Genomic DNA, 23,227 nt, shown 5'->3' with positions numbered 1-23,227 from the left:
GAGTAAACAATCTTGTGGGAATTTGCGAATCACACCGCACGATACGGTCTATTACTAAACAGAAGAATTGCATATAAAAAATAGCGCCTCATTATCAGGCGCTATTAATTATATTACGTGAGTCAATTATGCAAATTAGTCTTTACGCTTTAATAGGCTTAATAGAGAGAATAAACCGAATGCACTGAAAATTAATTCGATACCGATTAATGCGGTTAACAGCGCAATAGAGGTAATCGGACCATTGCCAATTAATAGGTAAGCAATAAAGAAGTCCAGAACCCCGATAATAATCTGCATCCAACCACCCGCAGATTTAATTTGCTGGATACCGGCATATAGGCGCATTACCCCGCCAATAATAAATAATGCCGCAATCACCATTGCCATGGCGATTAGGCCCTGTAAAGGCTCTTTGATAAATGCATAACCGACGATGCAGTAAATAATCCCGATGACAAATCCAAAGAGACGAGACCAACCCGTATAGATAGTGGTGCTCAGGATGCTCACGATGGCGCCGACGCCACTTAAGATTAATAACACACCCACAATAGCGCTGACAGCAATACCAGAGGCGACCGGATTAGCTAAACAGGCGATACCACCTAGCAGTAATAACACGGCGAGAACCGCCAAAATATTACGTTGCTTTTTCACGTCACCATTGGCTAAGTTGGTGAGCTTTTCGCGATTAATATTTAACATGGAACCCTCAAACAGTGAAAATAATTAAAATCACTTAATTATAGAACAGGAATGATAAAGTCACTGAGGTATTCGGGCGATTTATTGCGTTGAGTCAAAATGTTGGAAAAGCCACCTTTTAAGGTGCAAAGGTGGCTTGATAAGGTTATTTTTCAGGTTTGAAACGTAATAGGCGATTGGCGTTGCTGACCACGGTAATGGAAGAGAGCGCCATGGCTGCGCCTGCCACAACAGGGTTCAATAACGTGCCCGTAATTGGGTATAAAATACCGGCTGCAATCGGAATACCTAACGAGTTATACACGAAGGCCCCAAACAAGTTCTGTTTCATGTTGCGCAGAGTCCCTTTGGAGATAGACACTGCATCGGCAACACCGTGTAGGCTTTGGCGCATTAAGGTAATTGAAGCAGTTTCAATCGCAATATCACTGCCGCCGCCCATGGCGATTCCTACATCGGCGCGAGCGAGAGCGGGAGCATCGTTAATACCATCACCCACCATTGCTACTTTATGACCTTTGGCTTGCAAAGCTTCAATCGCCGCAGATTTTCCGTCTGGCATCACACCTGCAATGACTTCGTCAATGCCGGCCTCTTTGGCGATCGCTTTGGCTGTGACAGGGTTATCCCCTGTGAGCATCACTAAGCGGAAGCCTTGTTTATGCAAACGGGCGAGGGCGCTGACACTGTCTTCACGTAATGGGTCACGAATAGACAATAGTGCCGCAATCTTACCATCAACCGCCAATAACACCGGCGTGACCCCAAGAGACGCTTGCTGATGGAGCGTTTCATCGATTTCACGGGTATCAATTTGGTTTTCAGTCAGCAGTTTTTGATTGCCCAGTAAAACGGTTTTACCTTCAACAACCGCTGAGACGCCTAATCCAGCTAAAGTTCTAAATTGCTGATTGGCAACAATATCCAGCCCTTTTGCACGGCTAACAATTGCACGAGCCAGTGGGTGGTTAGAGCCACTTTCGAGGGACGCAGCAAGTTGCAGAGCTTGTGACTCATCAAAGCCGTTGAACAGGTGAATATCGGTAACTTGTGGCATCCCCTCAGTTAAGGTCCCCGTTTTGTCAAAGACGATGGTATCGAGCGTACTTGCTTGCTGTAAGGCATCGGCATCACGCACCAATACCCCAAACTCCGCCGCGCGACCGACACCGGATATAATCGACATTGGCGTTGCAAGACCTAAGGCACACGGACAGGCAATAATCAGTACCGTGGTCGTGATAACCAGTGCGTAGGTAATTTGTGGCGCGGGGCCCACGAAATACCAAATTGCCCCTGAAATCACTGCGATAGCCACCACAACAGGGACAAATACCGCCGAAATACGGTCAGCTAATTGCCCGATTTGTGGTTTGCTGCTTTGCGCTTGACGAACCAGATGAATAATACGCGCTAACGTGGTTTGGCTACCCACAGCGGCGGCGCGGAATAACACGGTACCATCTTGTACAACCGTTCCTGCGTGCACGGCATCGCCACGGCTTTTTTGCTGTGGGATGGGCTCACCGGTTAGCATCGCTTCATCCAGCCACACTTCGCCTTCAATGATTTCGCCATCGACAGGGACACGATCCCCTGTGGTTAAGCGTAAAACCATACCTTGTTTCACTTGTGCGAGAGGCATATCGACTTCCCCTTGCTCAGTGACAACACGGGCCGTTGGTGGCGTTAAATCCAATAACCGCTCTAAGGCTTTGGAGGAACGCTGGCGTGCGCGCTGCTCAAGGGCATGACCTAAGTTAATCAGACCGATGATCATGGCGCTGGCTTCGTAATAAAGATGGCGAGCTTGTTCTGGGAACAGTTCAGGCCAAATATTGACGACAATCGAATAGAGCCAAGCCGCTCCAGTACCTAAGGCAACCAAGGTGTCCATGGTGGCGCTGCCATTTTTTAAGCTTTGCCATGCACTGCGATAAAAATGCCCACCCGCAAAAATCATCACCAGCAGCGTTAATACCCCGATAGTGAGCCAAATGTTGTGGTTATCAGCGCTTAACATCATGTTGTCGCCGATCATCCCCCAAATCATCACGGGTACACCTAAAGCAAGGGCAAGCGCAGATTGCCAACGGAAGCGGCGCATATTCGCTTGAGCCACTTCTTGCTGGCGTTCACGGCGTTTCGCTTCATCTTGGATAATTTCAGCGCCATAACCTGCTTTTACGACTGCTTCAACGAGGTCATCGGGCTTAGCGGTTCCTGTCACTAACGCACTACGTTCCGCTAAGTTCACTCGCGCATTTTCCACGCCAGGTACGCTATTAAGTGCCTTTTGTACTTTGCTGACGCAGCTGGCGCAGGTCATGCCATCGAGTAATAATTGAATGCTGTCATCGGTAACAGCAATATCAGGTTGTTCGCCGAGGTCAGACTCTTGTGCCGGAATATCACAAACTGCCGCTGAACCCGTTTCCGGCTGTTCAATTGATGTTTTCAGCGGCTCAGTTTTTGGGGAGCTAGCACCTTCTTGGGCAAGTTCTGCGTGGAATCCTGCGCCTTCTACCGCTGCGATTAAATCGGCAGCAGAGGCAGTGCCATAAACTTTCGCTAGTTGAGTATCTACAACCGCGGCAGCAACGCCTTCAACGGCTTCTAATGCTTGCTGAGTTTTCCCTGCGCATTTCATGCAGTTTAAGCCAGAGAGTTGCAATTCTACATTTGGCGCAGTAGCTTCAGTGGCTTCATAACCTGCATCGACAATGGTTTGAATGAGGGATTCGACGTTAGCGCTGCTTTCAATCACAGCATAATCAATAGTGACCTTGACCGATTCAACATCAGGGCGTGCTTGCAGTGCTTTTGTCACGGAGCCGACGCAATGCATGCAGCTCAAACCTTGTAAGGATAGAATTATTTTCATTTTTGATTCTCCGAGCCTTCCAATAATTAGGGGCTATAATTTGTACACAAAATCAGTCTATAATCCGCTATGTAGTTAAGGTTAAACCTTCCCACAAGGTGAAGGTCAAGGGGAATTATGAATATTAGTGAAATTGCCAAAAAAACCGGTCTGACTGCCAAAGCAATTCGCTTTTATGAAGATAAAGGGCTGATCACACCACCGGAACGCGGGGATAATAGTTATCGCTATTACCAAGCCAGACATCTCGATGAGCTGATGCTATTGAAGCAAGCCAAGGATGTGGGGTTTACGCTGGAAGAGTGCGGAGAATTGCTGGGATTATTTCGTAATCCAAGTCGCCACAGTGCAGATGTGAAAAGTGCGACGATAGCGAAAATTGATGAAATTCAGCAGACGATTTTAAAACTGTCGGCTATCCGCGATACGTTACAAGAATTAGTGGATGTCTGCCCCGGTGATGAAGGGGCAGATTGTCCAATTATCGACCACCTGGCACGTGGCTGTTGTCATCATGGTAAGGTTTAACTTTTAAGGTTATTCCATCTACCGCAATCACTTCCACTTCGGCCTCAGCTTTTAAAGGGATGTCGCTATAAACGCGCCAACTGCCATCGGCGAGGCGCACGCGGCTAAACCCCTCTTCGGTATCAGTTAGCAAGCGTGCCCTGATACCAACCAGCTGGTGGCTGATTTGGTTGACATCATCGGCGCTGCTGGCTTTGCGGTGGCTGAGCCATTTTCGCCATAAAATCGCAGAAACGACGGTAAATACCGCAAATAAGATACCTTGCCATTCCCAACTGAGGAATGGCAATGCAAAGGTGAGCACCCCAACGGTGACGGCGGCAATGCCGGACCATAATAGGTAGCCACCGGTACCAAGAAGCTCAGCAATCAGCAATAGTCCCCCAAGACATAGCCAAAACCAGACGGGTTGAGTGCTGATAAGCTCTATCATTCTTTAGCCTGCTTTTTGTTTGCGCCCATTTTTTTGCTTTCGCCAATGAGTTCAGTGATCCCACCAATCGCGCCCATTAAGTTGCTGGCTTCTAATGGCATCATGATCACTTTGCTATTTTCCGCTGAGCCAATGCTGGTAAGGGCGTCAGTGTATTTTTGTGCCACAAAGTAGTTGATAGCCTGCATATCACCAGCGGCGATCGCTTCAGAAACCATTTGAGTCGCTTTGGCTTCCGCTTCAGCCGCTCGCTCACGCGCTTCTGCTTGTAAGAAGGCTGATTGACGTTCACCTTCCGCTTTCAAAATTTGCGACTGCTTTTCACCTTCCGCTTTTAAGATAGCCGCTTGACGAATACCTTCCGCTTCCAGAATATCGGCACGTTTGGTTCGTTCTGCTTTCATCTGGGCGTTCATTGCACTGACCAGCTCTTTTGGCGGTTTGACATCACGAATTTCGATACGGGTGATTTTTACGCCCCACGGGTTGGTGGCTTCATCCACCACGTGCAGTAAGCGACCATTGATAGAATCACGTTGGGAGAGCATTTCATCCAGCTCCATCGCCCCAAGGACCGTACGGATGTTGGTCATGATCAGGTTCAGAACGGATAATTCTAAATTGCTGACTTCATACGCAGCACGCACTGGGTCAATCACTTGAATAAAGCAGACTGCATCAATGGTCACGTTGGCATTATCACGAGAGATAACTTCTTGGGATGGAATATCAAGGACTTGCTCCATCATATTGATACGGCGACCAATTTTATCCATAAATGGCACTAAAAGGTGTAAACCCGGCTGTAAAGTGCGGGTATAACGCCCAAAGCGTTCAACCGTCCACTGGAAGCCTTGCGGTACCGTTTTTACGCAGGTGGTAACGATGACCACGGCAACAGCGACAAGAATGATAATTGGTATGGCACCAGAAGCGAACAAATCCATAGGTAATCCTTAACTAGTAAAGTAATGAATAAACTTGGCGACGGAACTTGCTCGCAAGTGCATCACCTGTTCCCATTGCTGACATGATATCCATCATGGTTTTTTTGATTGCGCCATCCCCTGCGTTTAAGTCTTTGCGCAAGAAAGTGAGCAGCATGTCTAACGCTTCTTCATTGCGATTGACTTCGTGAAGCTTTAACGCCAGTTGAACAGCTAACGTGGTATTTTCTTGATCTTGATTGAATTCTTTTATTAATTGCTGAATTTCTGGGGTATCCGCAGCTTGTTTTGTTAATTCAATTTGAGCCACTAATCCTTGATAACGGCTGTCTTTATCTTGCATTGGCACGGTGGCTAACAAGGTTTCGGCATCATCAATTAAATGTAGACCAATTTGCACTTCGGCTAGTAAGAACGTGATATCGCTGTTTTTAGGTGCAAGCTGGTTGGCTTCTTTCAGTAATGGTAGGGCTTCTTGAAGTTTGCCTTCGGCCACTAATTCAGCGGCTTGCGCGGCTTTTAACTCTTCCGGGCTTGGTAATACGCGAGAGAGTATTTGCAGCACCGCCTCTTCAGGCTGTGGACCTTCGAAGCCATCAACTGGGCGACCATTTTGCAGTACATAAACCGTCGGAACGCCTTTTAAGCCAAACTGGCTGGCAATCATTTGTTCTTCATCGCAGTTAACTTTGGCGAGGATAAACAGCCCTGCGTAGTCTTGAGCAATACGCTCTAACATGCTGGTGAATTCTAAGCTTTGTGGGCTGCGTGGTGACCAAAAGTAGAACATGACAGGCATGTTCATGGATTGTTCGATGGTCTGGTGTAGGTTGGTCTCGTTAATATCAATAATTTGTGCGTTAGCTAACATAAAGAGTCTCTTTAAAATTCGTTATTAATCATGTCAATGAAATGGGGGCTTAGTTCTGTTTTTTCAATCTTTCTTGCCCTGGCCCGCGAGGACTTTGTCCATCAGCTTATCGGGTAATACACGTTTTAGTATACGCACAAAAACCGTTAATAATGTGACAGAGTAGCGCACACGTGGACGCGGACTCTCTAATGCCAAAATCAATTTTTTGACCACATCTTCAGGATATAACGTAAATTTTGCGGCAATCCCCGGATTCTTAACTGGCTTATCTTGCTGAGTTTGTGCCACATTTTGGGTAAAGGCACTGTGGATGGGACCTGGCTCAATTAAGCTGACGTGAATACCCGAGCCTTGTAACTCCAAACGTAATGCATCTGACCAGGCTTCCAATGCGTATTTACTGGCGGCATAAGCTCCGCGACCCGGCGTTGAAATAATGCCCATCACGGAGCTTGTTTGCACAATACGACCTTCATGGTGCGGCAGCATGGCGGGAAGCAGTAGGAAGGTCAATTGGTGAACTCCGAAAAAATTACTGGAGAATTGGGATTCCAATTGCTGGCGGCTCACGGTGTTCAATGGGCCATATACCCCGAATCCAGCGTTATTGAATAATCCGAAAAGTTTCCCATTACACAGCGTCAGAACCTGCTGAGCGGCAGCCTCAACACTGGCAGAGTCATCTAAATCTAATGCCACGGTTTCGAAGCCAAGTGATTGTAATCGTTCAATATCAGCCTGTTTTCGGCAGGTGGCAATCACGCGATAACCACGCTGTTTTAAAGTCTGCGCAGCGCACAATCCTATGCCACTTGACGCTCCTGTCACTAATACCGTTTTTTGCATAACTTTACCTACTCTGGGCGGAATTTTCGCTATCATATTGGTTCATTATGATTTATTTAAAACGATTCGGAAATTCAATTAATAGAATTTCCGAGATGATTTTTCTGATAACGTTTACTTAGCTAATAAATAGGGTGCGAGTTGTTTTTCCATAAAATCCGCAATTGTGGGTTGGGCTTGCTCGGTTGGATGAATACCATCAGGTTGGATCCATTCCGGTTTGGTGATCACGCTTTCCATAAAAAATGGGATCAGCGGAAGGTGATTTTTTTCAGCCAGCGTTGGGTAGATTTTTTCAAAGCTGGATGTGTAGCGTTTGCCGTAGTTTGGCGGTATACGAATTTGCATTAAGAGCGGTTTAGCACCATTTTGCTCTATTTGGTCAATAATCTGTTGTAATGTTATACCTAACTGTTCAACAGATAGCCCTTGCAAACCATCATTAGCTCCCAGCTCAATCAGCACCCAATCAGGTTTGTGCTGAGCGAGGAGAGCGGGGAGACGCTCTAACCCTTGAGAGGCGGTATTACCACTGATACTGCCATTAATAACTAAAATCGGTGGCGATTTTTTTTGCCAACGTTCGGCAAGTAATGTTGCCCAAGCTTGCTCGGCGGGTATTCGATAGCCTGCACTAAGACTATCACCGAGAATTAATAGTTTCGTTGCCGCGAGTGTTTGTCCACTGGCGGTGACTAATAGGAGAAAAACCAATATATGTCGGCGCAAAATATTCTTGAAGTTCATCATCTCATTAAACGTGTTGGTCAAGGTGAACATGAACTGACTATATTGCAAGGAGTCGAGCTAATTGTCGAGTCTGGTCAGACAATTGCCTTAATTGGTGAGTCAGGGTCAGGAAAATCCACCTTGTTAGGTATTATTGCTGGGTTGGATGATGGCACTAGCGGAACCGTGAAGTTGCTTGACCAAGACTTAACGACCATGGACGAAGAAGCACGGGCGCGATTACGGGCGCAAAGTGTCGGCTTTGTTTTCCAATCTTTTATGTTAATACCAACGCTGAACGCCCTTGAAAATGTGCAATTACCTTCATTGCTACGCGGTGAGTCCGAAACCAAAAGTCATCAACAGGCGGTGAGCTTACTGACGGATTTAGGGTTAGGAAATCGCTTAAAGCATATGCCAGCACAGCTTTCGGGTGGTGAGCAGCAGCGCGTGGCATTGGCACGGGCGTTTAATGGTCAGCCACAAATCTTATTTGCTGACGAACCTACAGGGAACCTTGATCGCCATACGGGGGATAAAATCGCTGATTTGTTATTCGCGATGAATAAAGAGCACGGTACTACGTTGATTTTGGTCACCCATGACAATGAGTTAGCCGCTCGTTGCCAACGTCGATTACGGTTAGTGGATGGGCAGTTGAGGGAAGAGTCATGATTTGGCGCTGGTTTTGGCGTGAATGGAAAACGCCGTCTCTGTTGATTGTGTGGCTAGCATTGACCTTGGCAGTCGCCTGCGTGCTGGCGCTAGGGCGGATCAGCGATCGCATTGAAAATAGTATGAGCTACCAGAGCCAAGAGCTATTAGCGGGAGATTTGGTGCTGCGTTCATCCCATCCGAGTGAGCCTGTATGGCTAGCTGCGGCGCAGCAAGCCGGGCTGACATTGAGCCAGCAGATTTCATTTTCGACCATGGCGTATTCTACTGCTGATGAAGAGGGGCGCCCGCAGTTAGTGTTAGTGAAAGCGGCAGATGCGAGTTATCCCCTATACGGTGACTTAGTCACCGAACCTGCGGGGTTAAAACCCACTAAAGGGCATATTCTTGTCGCCCCGCGTTTATTGGAATTACTGAACTTAAAGGTTGGCGAACAGATTGATATCGGCGATGGGACGTTTACGATTTCAGGGACGCTAATTCAGGAACCTGATAGTGGTTTTAACCCGTTCCAAATAGCGCCAAGGGTGTTGATCTCGATTGAGGATGCGCCATTAACTGGGGCGATTCAAGTCGGAAGCCGCTTAACGTATCGCGATATGTTTGCGGGTTCTCGCCAAGCGATTGATGCATTCAAAGAGAAATATGATGCTCAGTTACGTAGCGATCAGCGCTGGTATACCTTGGATGATGACAGCGGTGCGGTGGGAAAAACCTTTAAGCGCGCTCAGCAGTTTTTACTGTTATCGGTGTTGCTAACGCTGTTATTGGCGATTGCGGCGGTGGTGGTGTCGATGACCCATTATTGTCGAAGCCGTCATCAACTGATAGCGGTATTGAAGACCTTGGGGGCAGACCGAAGTGCGCTACGCAAGTGGATTATCGGCCAGTGGTTAGTGATTTTAGTCGCTGCGGCATTATTAGGTTCCTTGCTGGGGCTGGCTTTTGAAGGCATTTTAATGCAGATACTGTCGGCGATGTTACCTAAAGCCTTGCCGAGCGCCAGTTTTTGGCCGTGGATATGGGCGGTGGCAACATTATTTATCATCGCGATTATTGTGGGGATCCGTCCTTACTACCAATTAATGGGAACCCAGCCTTCTCGAGTGTTACGGGAAGATGCTAAATCACCAATTTGGCCGCTGTATTATTATCTGCCTGTGGTTACGCTGATTGTGGTCGGCGGGTTATTCCTGTTTGCGGGAGTCAATCCACTATTATGGTCAATTTTGCTGGGGATTGTCGTGGTAGCGGTGCTTTTAGCATTGATTGGTTGGTTAGGGCTGTGGTTGCTGAAAAAAATACAGTTTCGCCAGCTAAGTCTGCGTTTATCAGTGAGTCGCTTATTGCGCCAACCATTACAAACTATCACGCAGATGAGTGCGTTTTCACTGTCATTTATGTTGTTGGCGTTGTTGATTTTGGTTCGAGGGGATCTTTTAGATCGCTGGCAACAGCAGCTGCCTGCGGATAGCCCGAATTATTTTCTGATCAATATGAGTCAGTCTCAGCTTGATCCTGTCACGCAGCTTTTAAAGCAGTACCAAGTCACACCAACGGAATTTAATCCGGTTGTGTTAGCGCGTTTATCGGAAATTAATGACCAGTCTGCGATGGAGTGGGCGGATGCGCGCGATCCTAATAATAACACGGTTAGGCGAGAGCTTAGCTTAACCTGGCAATCCACATTGCCGCCTGCGAACGAGTTAGAGCAAGGGAGTTGGCCACCAAAAGCGGGGGAAGTTTCCATTGAGCAAACCGTCGTTAAAGAGTTAGGGCTAAAAATCGGCGATAAATTGACGTTCAATGCCGGATCGCAGATTTTCACAGCAAAAGTGAGCAGTATTCGTAAAGTGGATTGGGAAAGTTTGCGCCCAAATTTCTACTTTATTTTTGCGGAAGAAACGTTATCACCAATGCCGGAAACGTGGTTGAGTAGCTTCCATTATGATGGTGATGGGCAGTTGTTAACCCAGCTGAGTCATCAGTATCCAACCATTAATGTATTGGATACAGGCGCTATCATCACGCAAATTCAGCAAATTTTACAACAGGTCAGCCAAGCTTTAGAAGTGATGGTGGTCTTGGTGATTTTCTGTGGCTTATTATTGTTACTCGCACAGATTCAAGTGGGGATGAGCCAACGAGAGCGTGAGCTGGTGGTGTATCGCACCCTTGGCGCGAGCAAAAAACTGATGCGCCGTACTTTATGGAGTGAATTTGCCTTACTTGGTGGAATGGCAGGGCTTGCCGCGGCATTTGGGGCTGAAGTCGCGCTATGGTTACTGCAAACTAAGGTATTTGATTTCCCGTGGCAGCCAGAATGGCGCCTGTGGGTGTTATTGCCGCTCTGTGCTGGGTTCTTGTTATCGGTGTGTGGCGGTTGGCTGGGACTGAGGTTACTCGGCACTGGCAATCAGCATCGTCGATTATCGAACGGTTAAATTTATCAAAAGTTGAATAGCCACGAAGGTGGCTATTCAATTTAAAAATGAAAATCGGATGCTTGAGTTTCATTTTATAAATTTTTTAAGTTAATGTATCCGACATCAAATAAATATTATTTTGTTAGTACGAATGGTTAAACTAACTGTCTCTAATCCTTCACAAAAGCTTCATTCACCATGGTTATTATTCGCCTATCAATTATTGACGGTATGAAATAGGAAAATAACAATGGTTGGCCTTACACCAATAACTTTCAAACTAACATCCCTTTCTTTATTAATTGGTTTACTCTCATTTAGCACCGCAGGGGCCGCTCAACAAATTTCACAGAAACAAGTACCCGCCACACTTGCAGGGCATGCCATTTTATCGGTGGATGCGACAGTATCAACGCCGGAAAATGCACCTTCGGATATGCAACACAGTGGTAAATACACCACAGGAACCCGTGTTGATACACTGAGTAAAGTAGAGGGAAAATCCGATGGGCGTCCAACGGGCAAGTTTGTGCCAATCAAGGGGCAGCCGTTACAAGGTCATTCGGGTATCAAACGTATGGATGATGGTACTTACTGGGTGCTCACTGATAACGGTTTTGGGAATAAAATGAATTCCCCTGATTCTATGCTCTATTTAACTCAATATGATATTGATTTTAAAACGGGAAAAGCCAACCCGCTGAAAACAATTTTTTTCCACGACCCCAATAAAATTATCCCTTTTCATATTATTAACGAAAGCAGTGAGCAGCGTTACTTAACAGGCAGTGACTTTGATCCAGAAAGTTTTCAATTTGCCGATGGAGCCTTGTGGGTGGGAGATGAATTTGGACCTTATCTCATCAAAATGGATTTAGATGGCAAGGTTTTGGCGCTATTTGAAACGCAAGTTGAAGGCAAGAAAGTTGTTTCCCCTGACCACTATACACTGACAACGCCGGGCAAACCTGCGGATAAAGTGACTTTCCAAGTCAATCGCTCAAAAGGTTTTGAGGGGATGGCATCATCGCCGGATGGATCCAAACTTTATCCGATGCTGGAAGGGGCTTTGTGGCAAGAAGATAAACAAGATTATGAGAATGTGAACGGCAAAAAAGCGGCGCGTATTCTTGAATTTGATGTGAAAAAGCAAGATTGGACTGGGAGCAGTTGGTTATATGTGTTTGAAGATAATCAAAATGCCATCGGTGATTTTAACCTGATTGATGACACTCACGGTTTGATTATCGAACGTGATAATGGCGAAGGTACTGCGGATAAAGCGTGTGCGGAAGGCGCCACAAACAAAGAAAACTGCTTTAGCAACTTAGCGAAATTCAAACGTGTTTATCGCATTGAGTTTTCGGATAAAAATGCAGGTGGAGCAGTGGATAAGCAAGCCTATGTTGACTTAATGAACATCCAAGACCCTAACAAGCTAGCCAGAAAACCGCTAAATGATGGGGTATTTACTTTCCCATTCTTCACGATTGAGAACGTGGATGTGGTGGATAATGAACATATTATCGTCGGTAACGATAATAACTACCCGTTCTCTTCCAGTCGTGAACCCAATCAAGCGGATGATAATGAATTTATCTTGCTGAAAGTACCTGAGTTATTGAAGTAATTCGTCATCGGTTGTACGGGTAAGAAGTCGAATGTGTAAATGGATCCTTGTTTTTCCCTTGGTTTGATATTCGCTCGGGTTACCCCCGAGCTTTTTTCTGTTTAGGGGTTAATCTTTTTTTACCTCTAAAGCCGGAGGCTTCATCATTAAAGTAAAAAATAGGATCACGATAACCGGAGCGGCAATGGTTAAGAATGCAGGGGTAAAACTGCCTGTAATATCCTTAATTGCACCTGCGATAAATGGCGCCAAGCAGGCAATTGTTGAGATTAAATTGACGACGGAGAATAACTCTAAATAAGGTCCGCGACCAAAATAATTAGACAGTAAAACACTGGACGCTAAGAAGGTCATACCGTAGCCGACACCTACACAAATCACGAACAAAATCAGCCAGAACCATGATGTGGAGATACTCAGCGCTATTACGCCAAGCACCATGATAATTAGGCTACCAATCAGTAAGCGTTTAGGCTCCAGCCATTCACCCGCAGCGCCCCCTAAGAAGCGCGAAAATGCATTCACAAATGCCATGGTACTCAGCAAAGAAACCGCGATGGTCATACCAAATCCACGCTCTTCAATGTGTGCCACTGCAAAACTGTTTACTGTAATACCGCACCATAAAAAAGAGGTATAAGTCGCAGCAATTAAATAGAACTGCCAAGTGCGTAATGCGCGGCGAACTGTCCAAACCTCTGAGGTACGATAAATAGGTTTACTCGCATGACTGACTTGTTTTTGCATTACTTTCTTGGCGTGATCTTGTTCTTTTTTCCCTTCACATAATGCCAAGATAGTGATGATGGTGACGATGCTAAGATAAACTGCACATAATACCCAGTGCATCCGCCAAGAACCTAATTGATTCGATGCGTAGAAGTAAATCCAAGGACCCGCAACGCCGCCTAATCCACCAATCGTGAAGTATAAGCCAAATGCCAGAGATTGTTTTTCAAATAGGCGAGAAAGTACATAGGTGCCCGGAACGGTCGCTAAGAGTGTAAATCCGATGCCAATCAAGGCGGTGCCTAAGAAATAGGTGCTGATTGCTTCGGTGGAATAGAGGCTATAAAAGCCAGAGCAGAACACAAGCATACCTAAAAGTAACGTGAGGCGAACACCGACTTTACGGATTAGCAATGAAGGTAGAAAGCTCGCTAAACCGCAGGTTAAACCGAGTAATGTAAAACCGAAGCCTGCCTCAGTCCAACTCCATTTTAATTCGCCGATCATGCTCGGTAATACGACGCCTAATGAGGTGAAAGTAGTGGCGGTAGCAAGGAAGTAGACCAGTCCGAGGAGAATAAGAATTGACCATTGGTATAATGGGCTAAATGGTGAGGCTTGTGTTTCTGGCATATACACTCCAGTGGCGCCCTAGTGAGTTAGTCATCACTCACAAGAGGAGTAGGGCAAAAATAGCACAATGCCCGAAATATTAATTTCAGGCACGAATAGCGCTATTTTCCCTATTTTTGGCGAGAGTACCAGCCTAATTTTGTTTTTGCCCACTCAATGCCACTTTTATACTCATTTGGTAACATAGGGATCAAATTATCTAGGGTATTTTCGAGTTGATGGACATCGCTATGGGTCAGGTTTAGGTGACCCACTTTACGGACTGGGCGCACTTCTTTCTCATACCAATGTAAATGGACTAAAGGCAGATTTAACCATTCTTGGTTAACATCCGTTCCAATTAAATTGACCATCACCGCAGGGCTGAAAACTTCTGGCGTTGGCATCGGTAAATTTAAAATTGCGCGTAAATGAAGCTCAAATTGGCTAATGGAAGCGCCGTTTTGAGTCCAATGCCCACTATTATGAACGCGAGGGGCGATTTCGTTGATCAGCAGTTTATCGCCAACCACAAAACACTCCATTGCCATCACACCAACATACCCTAATTCATCCATCACGGCACTGAGCATCGCCTGTGCTTGTTGCTGCTGGACAGGGTTTGCATCAGGGAAGGCGACACTGGTGCGTAAAATCCCTTCTTGATGAAGATTATGGGTGATTGGGTAGAACACGGATCCACCAGATTGGCTACGGGCACCAATCACGGAGACTTCCGCATCAAATGGGATCCCTTGCTCGACAATGCATTCACCGTAAATTTCTGCCGGGAGCGCTTGTTCATCACCGGGGCGAACACGCCATTGACCACGACCGTCGTAGCCACCCGTTCTGCGTTTCACTATCAAAAAATCACCCAGAGTGGCGAATAATTCTGGCCATTGGTCTGGAGATTCTAATCGTGCCCAAGGCGCCGTCGATAAATTTAACGAATCGAACAGGCTTTTTTGTGGGAAGCGGTCAGCTAGCCGTGGAAAAATATCACGGTTAATAAACGCATTATGACGTGCTAATTCTTTGGTTAATGGGGTTTCAGGCCAGCGCTCAATTTCAGCGGTGATCACACTTTGCTGATAAGGAACGGCTTCAGGCTCTGCATCTAATCCAACAGGAAAGACAGAAATACCCAGTGGTTCGCCTGCTTGGCGCAGCATGCGGCCTAATTGACCATTCCCAAGGACACAAACCGGTTTCATTACGCTTCCCTCGGATCTGGGTTATTTAATACGTCGTTGGTTTGTGCTTCACGCCATGCGGATAAGCGATTGTATAGCTCACTATCATGAGCCGCTAAAATTTGTGCGGCTAACAGTGCGGCGTTAGCTGAGCCCGCTTTACCAATCGCGAGTGTACCAACTGGAATACCTTTTGGCATTTGAACGATAGAATACAGGCTATCGACACCACTTAATGCCGCGCTCTGAACTGGGACGCCAAGAACGGGGACTAGCGTTTTTGCGGCTAACATTCCCGGTAAATGGGCTGCACCACCGGCACCAGCGATGATCACTTCAAAACCATTTTGTTTGGCATTTTCAGCAAAGGAAAACAGTTTGTCTGGCGTACGGTGGGCGGAAACAATCTCAACATGGAAAGGCAGTTGCAGTTCGGTCAGCACGTCAGCGGCATGCTGCATGGTTGTCCAATCACTTTTAGAACCCATAACAATGGCGATTTTTGCCGCAGATTGAGCAGGAACTTGGGCAGTCATTTGGTGTGATCCCTGTATTGAAAAATATCACCCTAAGGGTGGGAATGTGAATTGCCCCGATCATATCACGGTAATCGGGTAAGGAAAACGTTTGCGTGATTATAAAATAAGCAAACGGTCGTGTTGATGACCCACAATTTACCTGTGTGTCTTTATCAAGATAGGAATTGTAAAAAGGAAATAATGTTAAAAAGGAAAGAAAATAAGCTCAATGCCGTTTTCGTTGATAACAAAGGCGGAGCCTTCGCTGTGCCAGGCGCCTAAGACTCCACGAAAATGAAGTTGGCCACCAAGATTAATCTCGTGGATAGCTGGTCGATGGGTATGTCCGTGGATCATCCATTGTGCTTGATGTCGGTTTAAGGCATCAATCACTGCGTCAGAATTGACGTCCATAATGGCTTCGGATTTCATGCTGCTGGCATATTGGCTATTGCGACGCATTTTTTGTGCAATGCGGCGGCGAATAAAGAGTGGTAGAAGTAAAAATACTCGCTGGATCCAAGGTGTATGGACTTTTTTACGGTAGTTCTGATAAGCGGCATCGTCGGTGCATAACGTATCACCGTGCATAATTAAAATACGCTGGTCATAGAGCTCAAGTAAGGTTTCTTGGGGCAAAATGGTCATGCCACACTGTTTTGCATAACGTTGACCCAATAAAAAATCGCGATTGCCATGAATGAAATAGCAAGGAATACCGCGTTCACTCAGTTGTTTTAGGGCTTGAGACACTTGCTGATGCAAAGGGGTATTATCATCGTCGCCAATCCAATAATTGAAAAAATCACCGAGAATATACAGGCTATCGGCGTGGATGGCCTGCTGTTCAATAAAGGAAAGAAAACCGGCGGTGATCGCCGGTTCATCTTCACTTAAATGCAAATCTGCAATGATATAAGTGGACATAAATTCAGGGATTACTCGCTGACAGTCACTTTTTCAATCACAACGTCTTCGCGAGGTACGTCTTGGTGGAAACCACTGCGACCTGTAGAAACGCCTTTGATTTTGTCAACAACGTCCATGCCTTCAACGACTTCAGCAAATACGCAGTAACCCCAACCATCTGGGCGCTCTGAACGGAAGTTTAAGAAGTCATTGTCAGCGACGTTGATGAAGAATTGTGCTGTTGCTGAGTGTGGATCGTTAGTACGAGCCATTGCTAATGTACCGCGGCTGTTTTTCAGTCCGTTATTAGCTTCGTTCTTGATAGGCGCTTTAGTGTCTTTTTGATTCATGCCCGGCTCAAAACCACCGCCTTGGATCATGAAGCCGTTAATAACACGGTGGAAAATGGTATTATTGTAGAAACCTTCGCGGCAGTAAGTTAAAAAGTTTTCGACAGTGACAGGTGCTTTGTCTGCGAAAGTTTTGATAACGATGTCACCGTGATTGGTATGAAATGTAACCATAATAGCTATCCTGAATAATTGTTTTTTATGCGCTAACTTGCGAAAGCGTTGAGATCAGCAAGTTTATATCACAGATAAAACCTGACTTGAAGCGACAGTGTGTTTGTAAAATAGGTTATCCCATAACAATGGCCGAATAAATAAGGCGATAAAGTCAGGTGCTAACCTTGCTTTCTTCGGGTGATCGCGATTCAATACCGTGCTATTTTCGTAAGGTTGAATCTGGATATTTTATCCTCAACATCGCGATAATCTGATGTATGATAGATATACACGTACTAATAAAATGGAAATAAAAAGATGCTGCAGATTTTCAATACACTGAGTCGTCAAAAAGAAGAATTTAAACCCATCCATGCTGGAAAGATTGGGATGTACGTGTGTGGCATCACCATTTACGATTTGTGTCATATTGGTCACGGTCGTACTTTTGTGGCTTTCGATGCAATTAGCCGCTATTTACGCTATTTAGGTTATGACCTGAATTATGTACGTAACGTGACGGATATTGATGACAAAATCATTAAACGCGCCGCTGAAAATAATGAAAGCGTGGAAGAGCTAACGACGCGCATGTTAGCGGAAATGCACAAAGATTTTGATGCATTAAATATCCTACGTCCAGATAGCGAGCCGCGTGCAACTCGCCATATTCATGAAATTATTGAGCTAACTGAAAGCTTGATTGAGCGCGGTCATGCTTATGTTGCAGATAATGGCGATGTAATGTTTGAGGTCAAAACTGATCCAAACTACGGTTTATTATCTCGTCAAGACTTAGACCAACTCCAAGCGGGTGCCCGTGTTGAAGTGGCTGATGTAAAACGTAATCCAATGGATTTCGTGTTATGGAAAATGTCCAAAGAGGGTGAGCCAAGCTGGGAATCACCGTGGGGATTAGGTCGTCCAGGTTGGCATATTGAATGTTCGGCTATGAACAGCAAAACATTAGGCAACCATTTTGATATTCATGGCGGCGGTTCAGATTTAATGTTCCCGCATCATGAAAATGAAATTGCACAATCGACTTGTGCCCATGATGGCCCGTACGTTAATTACTGGATGCACTCCGGTATGGTGATGGTTGATAGAGAGAAAATGTCTAAATCTCTCAATAATTTCTTTACCATTCGCGATGTATTGGAGTACTACGATGCAGAAACTGTACGTTACTTCCTGCTTTCGGGTCACTATCGTAGCCAACTGAATTATACAGAAGAGAACTTAAAGCAGGCTCGCACTGCGTTAGAACGCTTGTATACAGCACTGCGTGGTACGGATAAATCGGCTGCACCAGCGGGGGGGGAAGTGTATAAGAGTCGTTTCTGTGAAGCGATGAATGACGACTTCAATACACCAGAAGCTTATTCGGCGTTGTTTGATATGGCGCGTGAATTAAACCGTCTGAAAACTGAAAATATGGACGCCGCAAATGGTATGGCGGCTCAATTACGTGAGCTGGCAAAAGTACTGGGACTGTTAGAGCAAGATCCTGAAACCTTCCTGCAAGGTGGCGCACAAGGCGAAGATGATGCGGAAGTTGCAAAAATCGAAGCGCTAATTAAACAGCGTAACGATGCACGTCAAAGCAAGGATTGGGCGCTGGCGGATCAGGCCCGTGATGCGTTAACGTCGATGGGGATTGTGTTAGAAGACTCGTCAGCCGGTACAACGTGGCGTCGCAAGTAATATTCGTCATATTTCGCATTGTGGCGTTGTTGGCGTCACTCGGCTACTCGGGTCACATACTCATGTATGCTCCCCGAGATATCCTTGCTAGCCGCCTAGCCACAACACGAACTATTTAGAATATTGTTCTTTATCGTTTTTCACGTAACACCTGTTTGCCTACAATTCGAATAATTTAGCTTAACTAGCTTAACAAATAAGAATAAAACCACTAAAAATAAGCAAATTTTTGGTGGTTTTTTTTATGAATGTTGCGGCTAAATATGCAAGCGTAGAGTGGGGCAGTTGTCGATACTGTTCAGTGAAATATAGACAGTGGAATTTAACATTGGGTCACCGAAACGGTGAATTCACTCACAATGAAAACATAGATAAGGATAAATATGTTTCCAATAAACGCTAATCGACTAACCGTATCGCAATCGACAGAATTTCCAGCATCATCAAGTAAAAGCCATTTCCCTAAGCGTATTAAGTCTATCCAAAATATCTCCGAACTTAGCCAAAATTTGGCTGAAACAAAACCCGTCAAAAGAAATAGACCAAAGCTAAAACTAAATATAGAAGCTGCAACTCAAGCTACGGCATTTGATAAATTAACTGAAAAAACGCGGTTACTGATAAATGAAAAAAACATTGAATACGACATGGAGAATAGAGGCCAGCGCTATCAGGATATCGGTAGTGCGAAACACACGCAAATATCAATACGGAGCGCCAATAAATCCATTGTGCCTCTCGCTGCAAATCGACTACAAATTAATGGGGAAAATTTAGCCATTCGCTGCCAATACCCCGAAGATAATGCTCAAGCCATTGAAAATCATCTCTCTATGCTTATGGCAAACAAGACACCGTTATTAGTCGTTTTAGCATCAAAACAAGAGATCCACGGCTCTATTTTTCAAAAAAATAAGCTTCCACCTTACTTTATGAGAAGTCAAAAGTATGGTGCTATTGAAGTCACTGCTGAGCGAGAAAAAAAAGACTATATAGTAGACCCTAAACAAACAAATACAGGGGGGAAACCGTTGGAATTTAGCCAATATAGAATGGATATTGTTAATGGTTATAAAAAGCATTCAATCCCTGTGATCCACGTGACTAATTGGGATGATGGTGGGACGGTGACAACAGCGGAATTAGTTAAATTAAACCAGATCATTAGAATCATCAATGAAGGTAGCTTATTTGAGCTCTATAAAAATCAAGGAGTAGATATAGAAGGAAAAAATAAACCGCTTCCGGTTATTCATTGCAAAGCTGGCATTGGCCGAACAGGGGTATTAGCGGCATGCATGCAGTGGAGAAAGGCAGGAAATAAACTATCGATGGAAAATATCGTATTAGCGTTACGGGAGACAGGAAGCCCGAATATGGTTCAAAATGAAGCGCAATATCGGCAATTACAAGCATTAATAAATGTGCCATTATCCCCAAAAAAAACAATCAGTAAGTGGGCTTTTTGATTGAATAATAAAAGGTAAGCTGAAATGGTCTCAGCTTACCTAGACTAACCTATTCTTGAACCTGAATTTGTTCGCTTCCCATAGAAACGACTTTGCCTGCGACGATTTTGCAGCGCTTGCGCGTTTCAACAACGCCATCAACTTGCACTAAGCCTTCAGCAATCATTGATTTTGCCATCGCGCCACTTTCTGCCCAACCTTCAATTTTTAGCAGGTCGCATAGCTCGATATGGGGATGACCATCAAGATGAAAAATATCCATTGTGACTCCAAATTACATTAAATATCGTGGTACTCTTCGCACGCCTGTAGCGTGTTTTGAATCAGTGTCGCCACGGTCATTGGCCCAACACCGCCCGGTACTGGCGTGATCCATGCAGCGCGTTTTGACGCTTCATCGAAATCAACATCTCCAGTCACTTTTCCATTTTCTAAGCGGTTAATCCCCACATCGATAACGATAGCGCCCGGTTTTATCCATTCGCCCGGAATAAAGTTAGGTTTACCCACAGCCACGACCAGTAAATCCGCATTACGGACATGCTGTTCGAGATCTTTGGTAAAGCGATGGGTGACGGTGGTGGTGCAGCCCGCTAATAATAATTCAAGGCTCATCGGACGACCAACAATATTTGATGCGCCAATGATAACGGCGTTTAAACCATAGGTATTAATGTCGTAACGCTCAAGTAAGGTAACAATCCCTCTTGGAGTACAAGGACGTAGGCGAGGTGCACGTTGACATAAGCGACCGACGTTATAAGGGTGAAAACCATCGACGTCTTTATCGGGGTGAATGCGTTCAATCACTTTGACGTTATCAATGCCAGCAGGTAATGGTAACTGAACTAAGATGCCATCAATTTCACTATCTTGGTTAAGGTCATCAATTAGCTTGAGCAGTTCAGCTTCAGTCGTCGTGTCTGGTAAATCATAGGAGCGAGAAATAAAGCCAACTTCTTCGCAAGCACGTCGCTTACTGCCAACATAAATTTGAGATGCGGGGTTAGCGCCTACGAGAATAACGGCAAGCCCGGGTGCTCGTTTACCATTGGCAATACGAGTTTGTACTTTTTGAGCAACTTCCTGTCTAATTGCTTGCGCAATCGTTTTCCCATCAATAATTTTTGCTAACATCTGTAACTTAATCCATATATGAGACACGGGGGATGCCTCTATTTTGTCAGAACTTACCCATAATGTCAGGTCTATCTGATAGATAAAGTGGTCATATCGTTATTTAAGTAGTGAAAAGCCATTGACTCAGCGCTCAGCAACCGTATAATTCAACGCCATCAGCCAGATAGGCTGCCTGCGCATACAATGCGCCCTTAGCTCAGTTGGATAGAGCAACGGCCTTCTAAGCCGTAGGTCACAGGTTCGAATCCTGTAGGGCGTACCATTAATTTTCAATCACTTACCATCATTTAAAATTCTCTACTTTTGCTAACTGGAACGTATTTGGGACGAAAGTACCGAAAATAGTGTCTATTTGCTTCGCGTGTTCAGTTAAATGATTAGGTGCTAAGTGAGCATATCTTCTCACCATATCAACGGATTCCCAGCTGCCCATTTCTTGTAAAACTGAAAGGGGGACTCCAAACTGAATTAGCTAACTCGCCCATGTGTGCCGTAAATCATGAAAGCGGAAGTTTTCTATTCCTGCACTTTTGAGTACGGCTCGTCATGCGGTGTTAGAATCAACTCGCATTTTTCTAACTCTTGGCGTCAACGTTCCGTTTGGTCTCTTTTTAGATTCAGTATGAACAAATACCCATTTGTGATGGTTCCCTATTTGTTCCATGAGAGTCAGGCAAACTGTATCATTCAAAGCTACACCAATGGCTTGGCCTGATTCGCTTTCTTCTGGGTTTATCCACGCGACCCGGATACGCGCCTGTTGGTGAATTAGCAGAATAACCAGTTTATAAAATTCTACAAACGTCCTTTATTGAGCGACATTAATAGGTGTTTATATAAGTTTATATCGGTAAAGGTACATTGATTGCCGAGGATATATAAACATGACTAGTTAAACGTTCTGATTGAGGTGTGTATGACAACAATAGTATGGGATGGAAAAACGCTAGCATCAGATAGCCAGTCTCAAGTTGGCAGCATGGTAACAAGCATAGACAGCCCGAAAATACATCGTCCTCAACATGGGAAGTGGGTAATAAATAATAGTGAAATTAAAACCATTGGTATTGCTGGTGATATCACCGCTAATAAAGCGACAAGAGCTATGCATAGGGCGTTGGTTTTAGGCAGAACAGGAACGCAAGGTGCTATCGGTGACTCTGCTATTTATAACAGAGCGTTGAATGAGTCTGAAATGTCATCAACATTCAACGCGATTAAAGCGTGGGCGCAGGCTAAAAAGGAAATAGTTATCTAACTTAAAACCCACTCACATACTATCTCTGTTTATACATCCTCAGCATCACACCCACATCAGTATCTGAAGCTTCAGCAATAACCATTAGGTCATTCATTGGCTATTGATATCCTTGCTCGGCGATGAATATGGCGGTTTCTGCTTAAACTTAACCATATAATATCGCATTGTTCATTTTGTTATTTAACACTTCATTAATTGGATTATATTTTATTGTTAAAGAGTCCTGATTGTTTAAAGTAAAGCAAGGTTATGAGTGAGGTCTTGGTTTTTATTTTATTGATAATAAAAAGTTTCTTGTGGTGTATTGGAGTTTTCATCTATGACGAATAAATTAAAAGTCATTAATGGAAGATAATTCCTTATTATTACTAATTCTATTTGATATGTTATCTATGAAATAATATTTCATTCATTTATTTAATTATATTCAGAAAAAGATAAGTCGGTATTCGTCACTCCACATTATTCATAATTACATTGCAATAAAATAACGTTTATTT

General features: G+C 44.8%; 21 protein-coding genes, 1 tRNA gene and 1 pseudogene. 8 read left to right on the top strand and 15 right to left on the bottom strand.

Annotated elements, in window-relative coordinates; genetic code table 11:
* Window positions 1-135: 135 nt before the first annotated feature.
* Window positions 136-708: an HdeD family acid-resistance protein gene (locus tag LDO51_RS01225; protein WP_036952163.1), complete on the bottom strand. Its 573-nt coding sequence runs from the start codon at window positions 706-708 to the stop codon at window positions 136-138.
* Window positions 709-853: 145 nt separating this feature from the next.
* A complete protein-coding gene (gene copA / locus LDO51_RS01220; RefSeq protein WP_225576066.1) occupies window positions 854-3,592 on the bottom strand; it encodes a copper-exporting P-type ATPase CopA in 2,739 nt (912 codons plus the stop codon).
* 117 nt (window positions 3,593-3,709) lie between these two features.
* On the opposite strand from copA, the gene cueR reads away from it, so the two are divergent.
* Window positions 3,710-4,120, top strand: coding sequence for a Cu(I)-responsive transcriptional regulator (gene cueR / locus LDO51_RS01215; protein WP_225576065.1), 411 nt, complete (start codon window positions 3,710-3,712; stop codon window positions 4,118-4,120).
* On the opposite strand, the gene LDO51_RS01210 is transcribed toward cueR, so the two are convergent.
* The 5 genes from LDO51_RS01210 to tesA all read right to left on the bottom strand — a co-directional run bounded on the left by LDO51_RS01210 (window position 4,074) and on the right by tesA (window position 7,970).
* Window positions 4,074-4,553, bottom strand: a complete 480-nt coding sequence (locus LDO51_RS01210; RefSeq protein ID WP_225576064.1) for an NfeD family protein — start codon at window positions 4,551-4,553, stop codon at window positions 4,074-4,076. The genes cueR and LDO51_RS01210 overlap by 47 nt on opposite strands.
* Window positions 4,550-5,500 carry an SPFH domain-containing protein gene (locus LDO51_RS01205; RefSeq protein WP_225576063.1) on the bottom strand — a complete coding sequence of 317 codons (951 nt, stop codon included), beginning with the start codon at window positions 5,498-5,500 and terminating at the stop codon, window positions 4,550-4,552. The genes LDO51_RS01210 and LDO51_RS01205 overlap by 4 nt, the downstream gene beginning before the upstream one ends.
* Window positions 5,501-5,513: 13 nt before the next feature.
* Window positions 5,514-6,371 (bottom strand): co-chaperone YbbN, encoded by an 858-nt coding sequence (locus tag LDO51_RS01200; protein WP_154602450.1) that lies wholly within the window; start codon window positions 6,369-6,371, stop codon window positions 5,514-5,516.
* Window positions 6,372-6,434: 63 nt separating this feature from the next.
* Window positions 6,435-7,220 carry an SDR family oxidoreductase gene (locus LDO51_RS01195; RefSeq protein WP_225576062.1) on the bottom strand — a complete coding sequence of 262 codons (786 nt, stop codon included), beginning with the start codon at window positions 7,218-7,220 and terminating at the stop codon, window positions 6,435-6,437.
* 114 nt (window positions 7,221-7,334) lie between these two features.
* On the bottom strand, window positions 7,335-7,970 hold the full coding sequence (gene tesA / locus LDO51_RS01190) for a multifunctional acyl-CoA thioesterase I/protease I/lysophospholipase L1 (protein ID WP_225576061.1): 636 nt from the start codon (window positions 7,968-7,970) through the stop codon (window positions 7,335-7,337).
* Here tesA and ybbA point away from each other — a divergent pair.
* The 3 genes from ybbA to LDO51_RS01175 all read left to right on the top strand — a co-directional run bounded on the left by ybbA (window position 7,938) and on the right by LDO51_RS01175 (window position 12,680).
* Window positions 7,938-8,624, top strand: coding sequence for a putative ABC transporter ATP-binding protein YbbA (gene ybbA, locus LDO51_RS01185; protein WP_225576060.1), 687 nt, complete (start codon window positions 7,938-7,940; stop codon window positions 8,622-8,624). The genes tesA and ybbA overlap by 33 nt on opposite strands.
* Window positions 8,621-11,068, top strand: a complete 2,448-nt coding sequence (ybbP, locus tag LDO51_RS01180) for a putative ABC transporter permease subunit YbbP (RefSeq protein ID WP_225576059.1) — start codon at window positions 8,621-8,623, stop codon at window positions 11,066-11,068. The genes ybbA and ybbP overlap by 4 nt, the downstream gene beginning before the upstream one ends.
* A gap of 232 nt (window positions 11,069-11,300) precedes the next feature.
* A complete protein-coding gene (locus LDO51_RS01175; RefSeq protein WP_225576058.1) occupies window positions 11,301-12,680 on the top strand; it encodes an esterase-like activity of phytase family protein in 1,380 nt (459 codons plus the stop codon).
* A 108-nt stretch (window positions 12,681-12,788) separates the two neighbouring features.
* On the opposite strand, the gene LDO51_RS01170 is transcribed toward LDO51_RS01175, so the two are convergent.
* The 5 genes from LDO51_RS01170 to ppiB form a co-directional block, all read right to left on the bottom strand.
* Entirely contained in the window at window positions 12,789-14,042 is a 1,254-nt protein-coding gene (locus LDO51_RS01170) for a CynX/NimT family MFS transporter (protein WP_225576057.1), read from the bottom strand.
* A gap of 110 nt (window positions 14,043-14,152) precedes the next feature.
* Complete coding sequence (gene purK / locus LDO51_RS01165) at window positions 14,153-15,238, bottom strand: 5-(carboxyamino)imidazole ribonucleotide synthase (RefSeq protein ID WP_225576056.1); 1,086 nt, start codon at window positions 15,236-15,238, stop codon at window positions 14,153-14,155.
* The gene (purE, locus tag LDO51_RS01160) at window positions 15,238-15,753 is read right to left on the bottom strand and encodes a 5-(carboxyamino)imidazole ribonucleotide mutase (protein ID WP_225576055.1); all 516 of its coding nucleotides are present in this window, start codon (window positions 15,751-15,753) and stop codon (window positions 15,238-15,240) included. Before purE ends, purK begins: the two co-directional genes overlap by 1 nt.
* Before the next feature lie 186 nt (window positions 15,754-15,939).
* A complete protein-coding gene (gene lpxH / locus LDO51_RS01155) occupies window positions 15,940-16,662 on the bottom strand; it encodes a UDP-2,3-diacylglucosamine diphosphatase (RefSeq protein WP_225576054.1) in 723 nt (240 codons plus the stop codon).
* 11 nt (window positions 16,663-16,673) lie between these two features.
* Window positions 16,674-17,168 carry a peptidylprolyl isomerase B gene (gene ppiB, locus LDO51_RS01150; RefSeq protein ID WP_006659258.1) on the bottom strand — a complete coding sequence of 165 codons (495 nt, stop codon included), beginning with the start codon at window positions 17,166-17,168 and terminating at the stop codon, window positions 16,674-16,676.
* Between the two features lie 300 nt (window positions 17,169-17,468).
* Here ppiB and cysS point away from each other — a divergent pair, with 300 nt between their 5' ends.
* Both cysS and LDO51_RS01140 read left to right on the top strand, forming a co-directional pair.
* Complete coding sequence (gene cysS, locus LDO51_RS01145; protein WP_154627527.1) at window positions 17,469-18,857, top strand: cysteine--tRNA ligase; 1,389 nt, start codon at window positions 17,469-17,471, stop codon at window positions 18,855-18,857.
* A 383-nt stretch (window positions 18,858-19,240) separates the two neighbouring features.
* Window positions 19,241-20,326 (top strand): protein-tyrosine phosphatase family protein, encoded by a 1,086-nt coding sequence (locus LDO51_RS01140; protein ID WP_225576053.1) that lies wholly within the window; start codon window positions 19,241-19,243, stop codon window positions 20,324-20,326.
* A 49-nt stretch (window positions 20,327-20,375) separates the two neighbouring features.
* Here the strand turns inward: LDO51_RS01140 and ybcJ are convergent, their stop codons facing one another.
* The gene (gene ybcJ, locus LDO51_RS01135) at window positions 20,376-20,588 is read right to left on the bottom strand and encodes a ribosome-associated protein YbcJ (protein WP_225576052.1); all 213 of its coding nucleotides are present in this window, start codon (window positions 20,586-20,588) and stop codon (window positions 20,376-20,378) included.
* A gap of 17 nt (window positions 20,589-20,605) precedes the next feature.
* Window positions 20,606-21,463, bottom strand: a complete 858-nt coding sequence (folD, locus tag LDO51_RS01130) for a bifunctional methylenetetrahydrofolate dehydrogenase/methenyltetrahydrofolate cyclohydrolase FolD (RefSeq protein ID WP_225576051.1) — start codon at window positions 21,461-21,463, stop codon at window positions 20,606-20,608.
* A 188-nt stretch (window positions 21,464-21,651) separates the two neighbouring features.
* Between folD and LDO51_RS01125 the strand changes: the two genes are divergently transcribed.
* A tRNA-Arg gene (locus LDO51_RS01125) sits at window positions 21,652-21,728 on the top strand.
* 21 nt (window positions 21,729-21,749) lie between these two features.
* On the opposite strand, the pseudogene LDO51_RS01120 reads toward LDO51_RS01125, so the two are convergent.
* Window positions 21,750-22,214: pseudogene (locus LDO51_RS01120) on the bottom strand (tyrosine-type recombinase/integrase); the annotation flags it as partial.
* Window positions 22,215-22,382: 168 nt separating this feature from the next.
* Here LDO51_RS01120 and LDO51_RS01115 point away from each other — a divergent pair.
* Window positions 22,383-22,724, top strand: coding sequence for a hypothetical protein (locus LDO51_RS01115; RefSeq protein WP_225576050.1), 342 nt, complete (start codon window positions 22,383-22,385; stop codon window positions 22,722-22,724).
* The last annotated feature ends 503 nt before the right edge of the window (window positions 22,725-23,227 follow it).

The sequence above is a fragment of the Providencia alcalifaciens genome (genome assembly GCF_020271745.1).
Taxonomy (GTDB): Bacteria; Pseudomonadota; Gammaproteobacteria; order Enterobacterales; family Enterobacteriaceae; genus Providencia; species Providencia alcalifaciens_B.
This window is presented reverse-complemented; position numbering and strand designations above follow the sequence as displayed.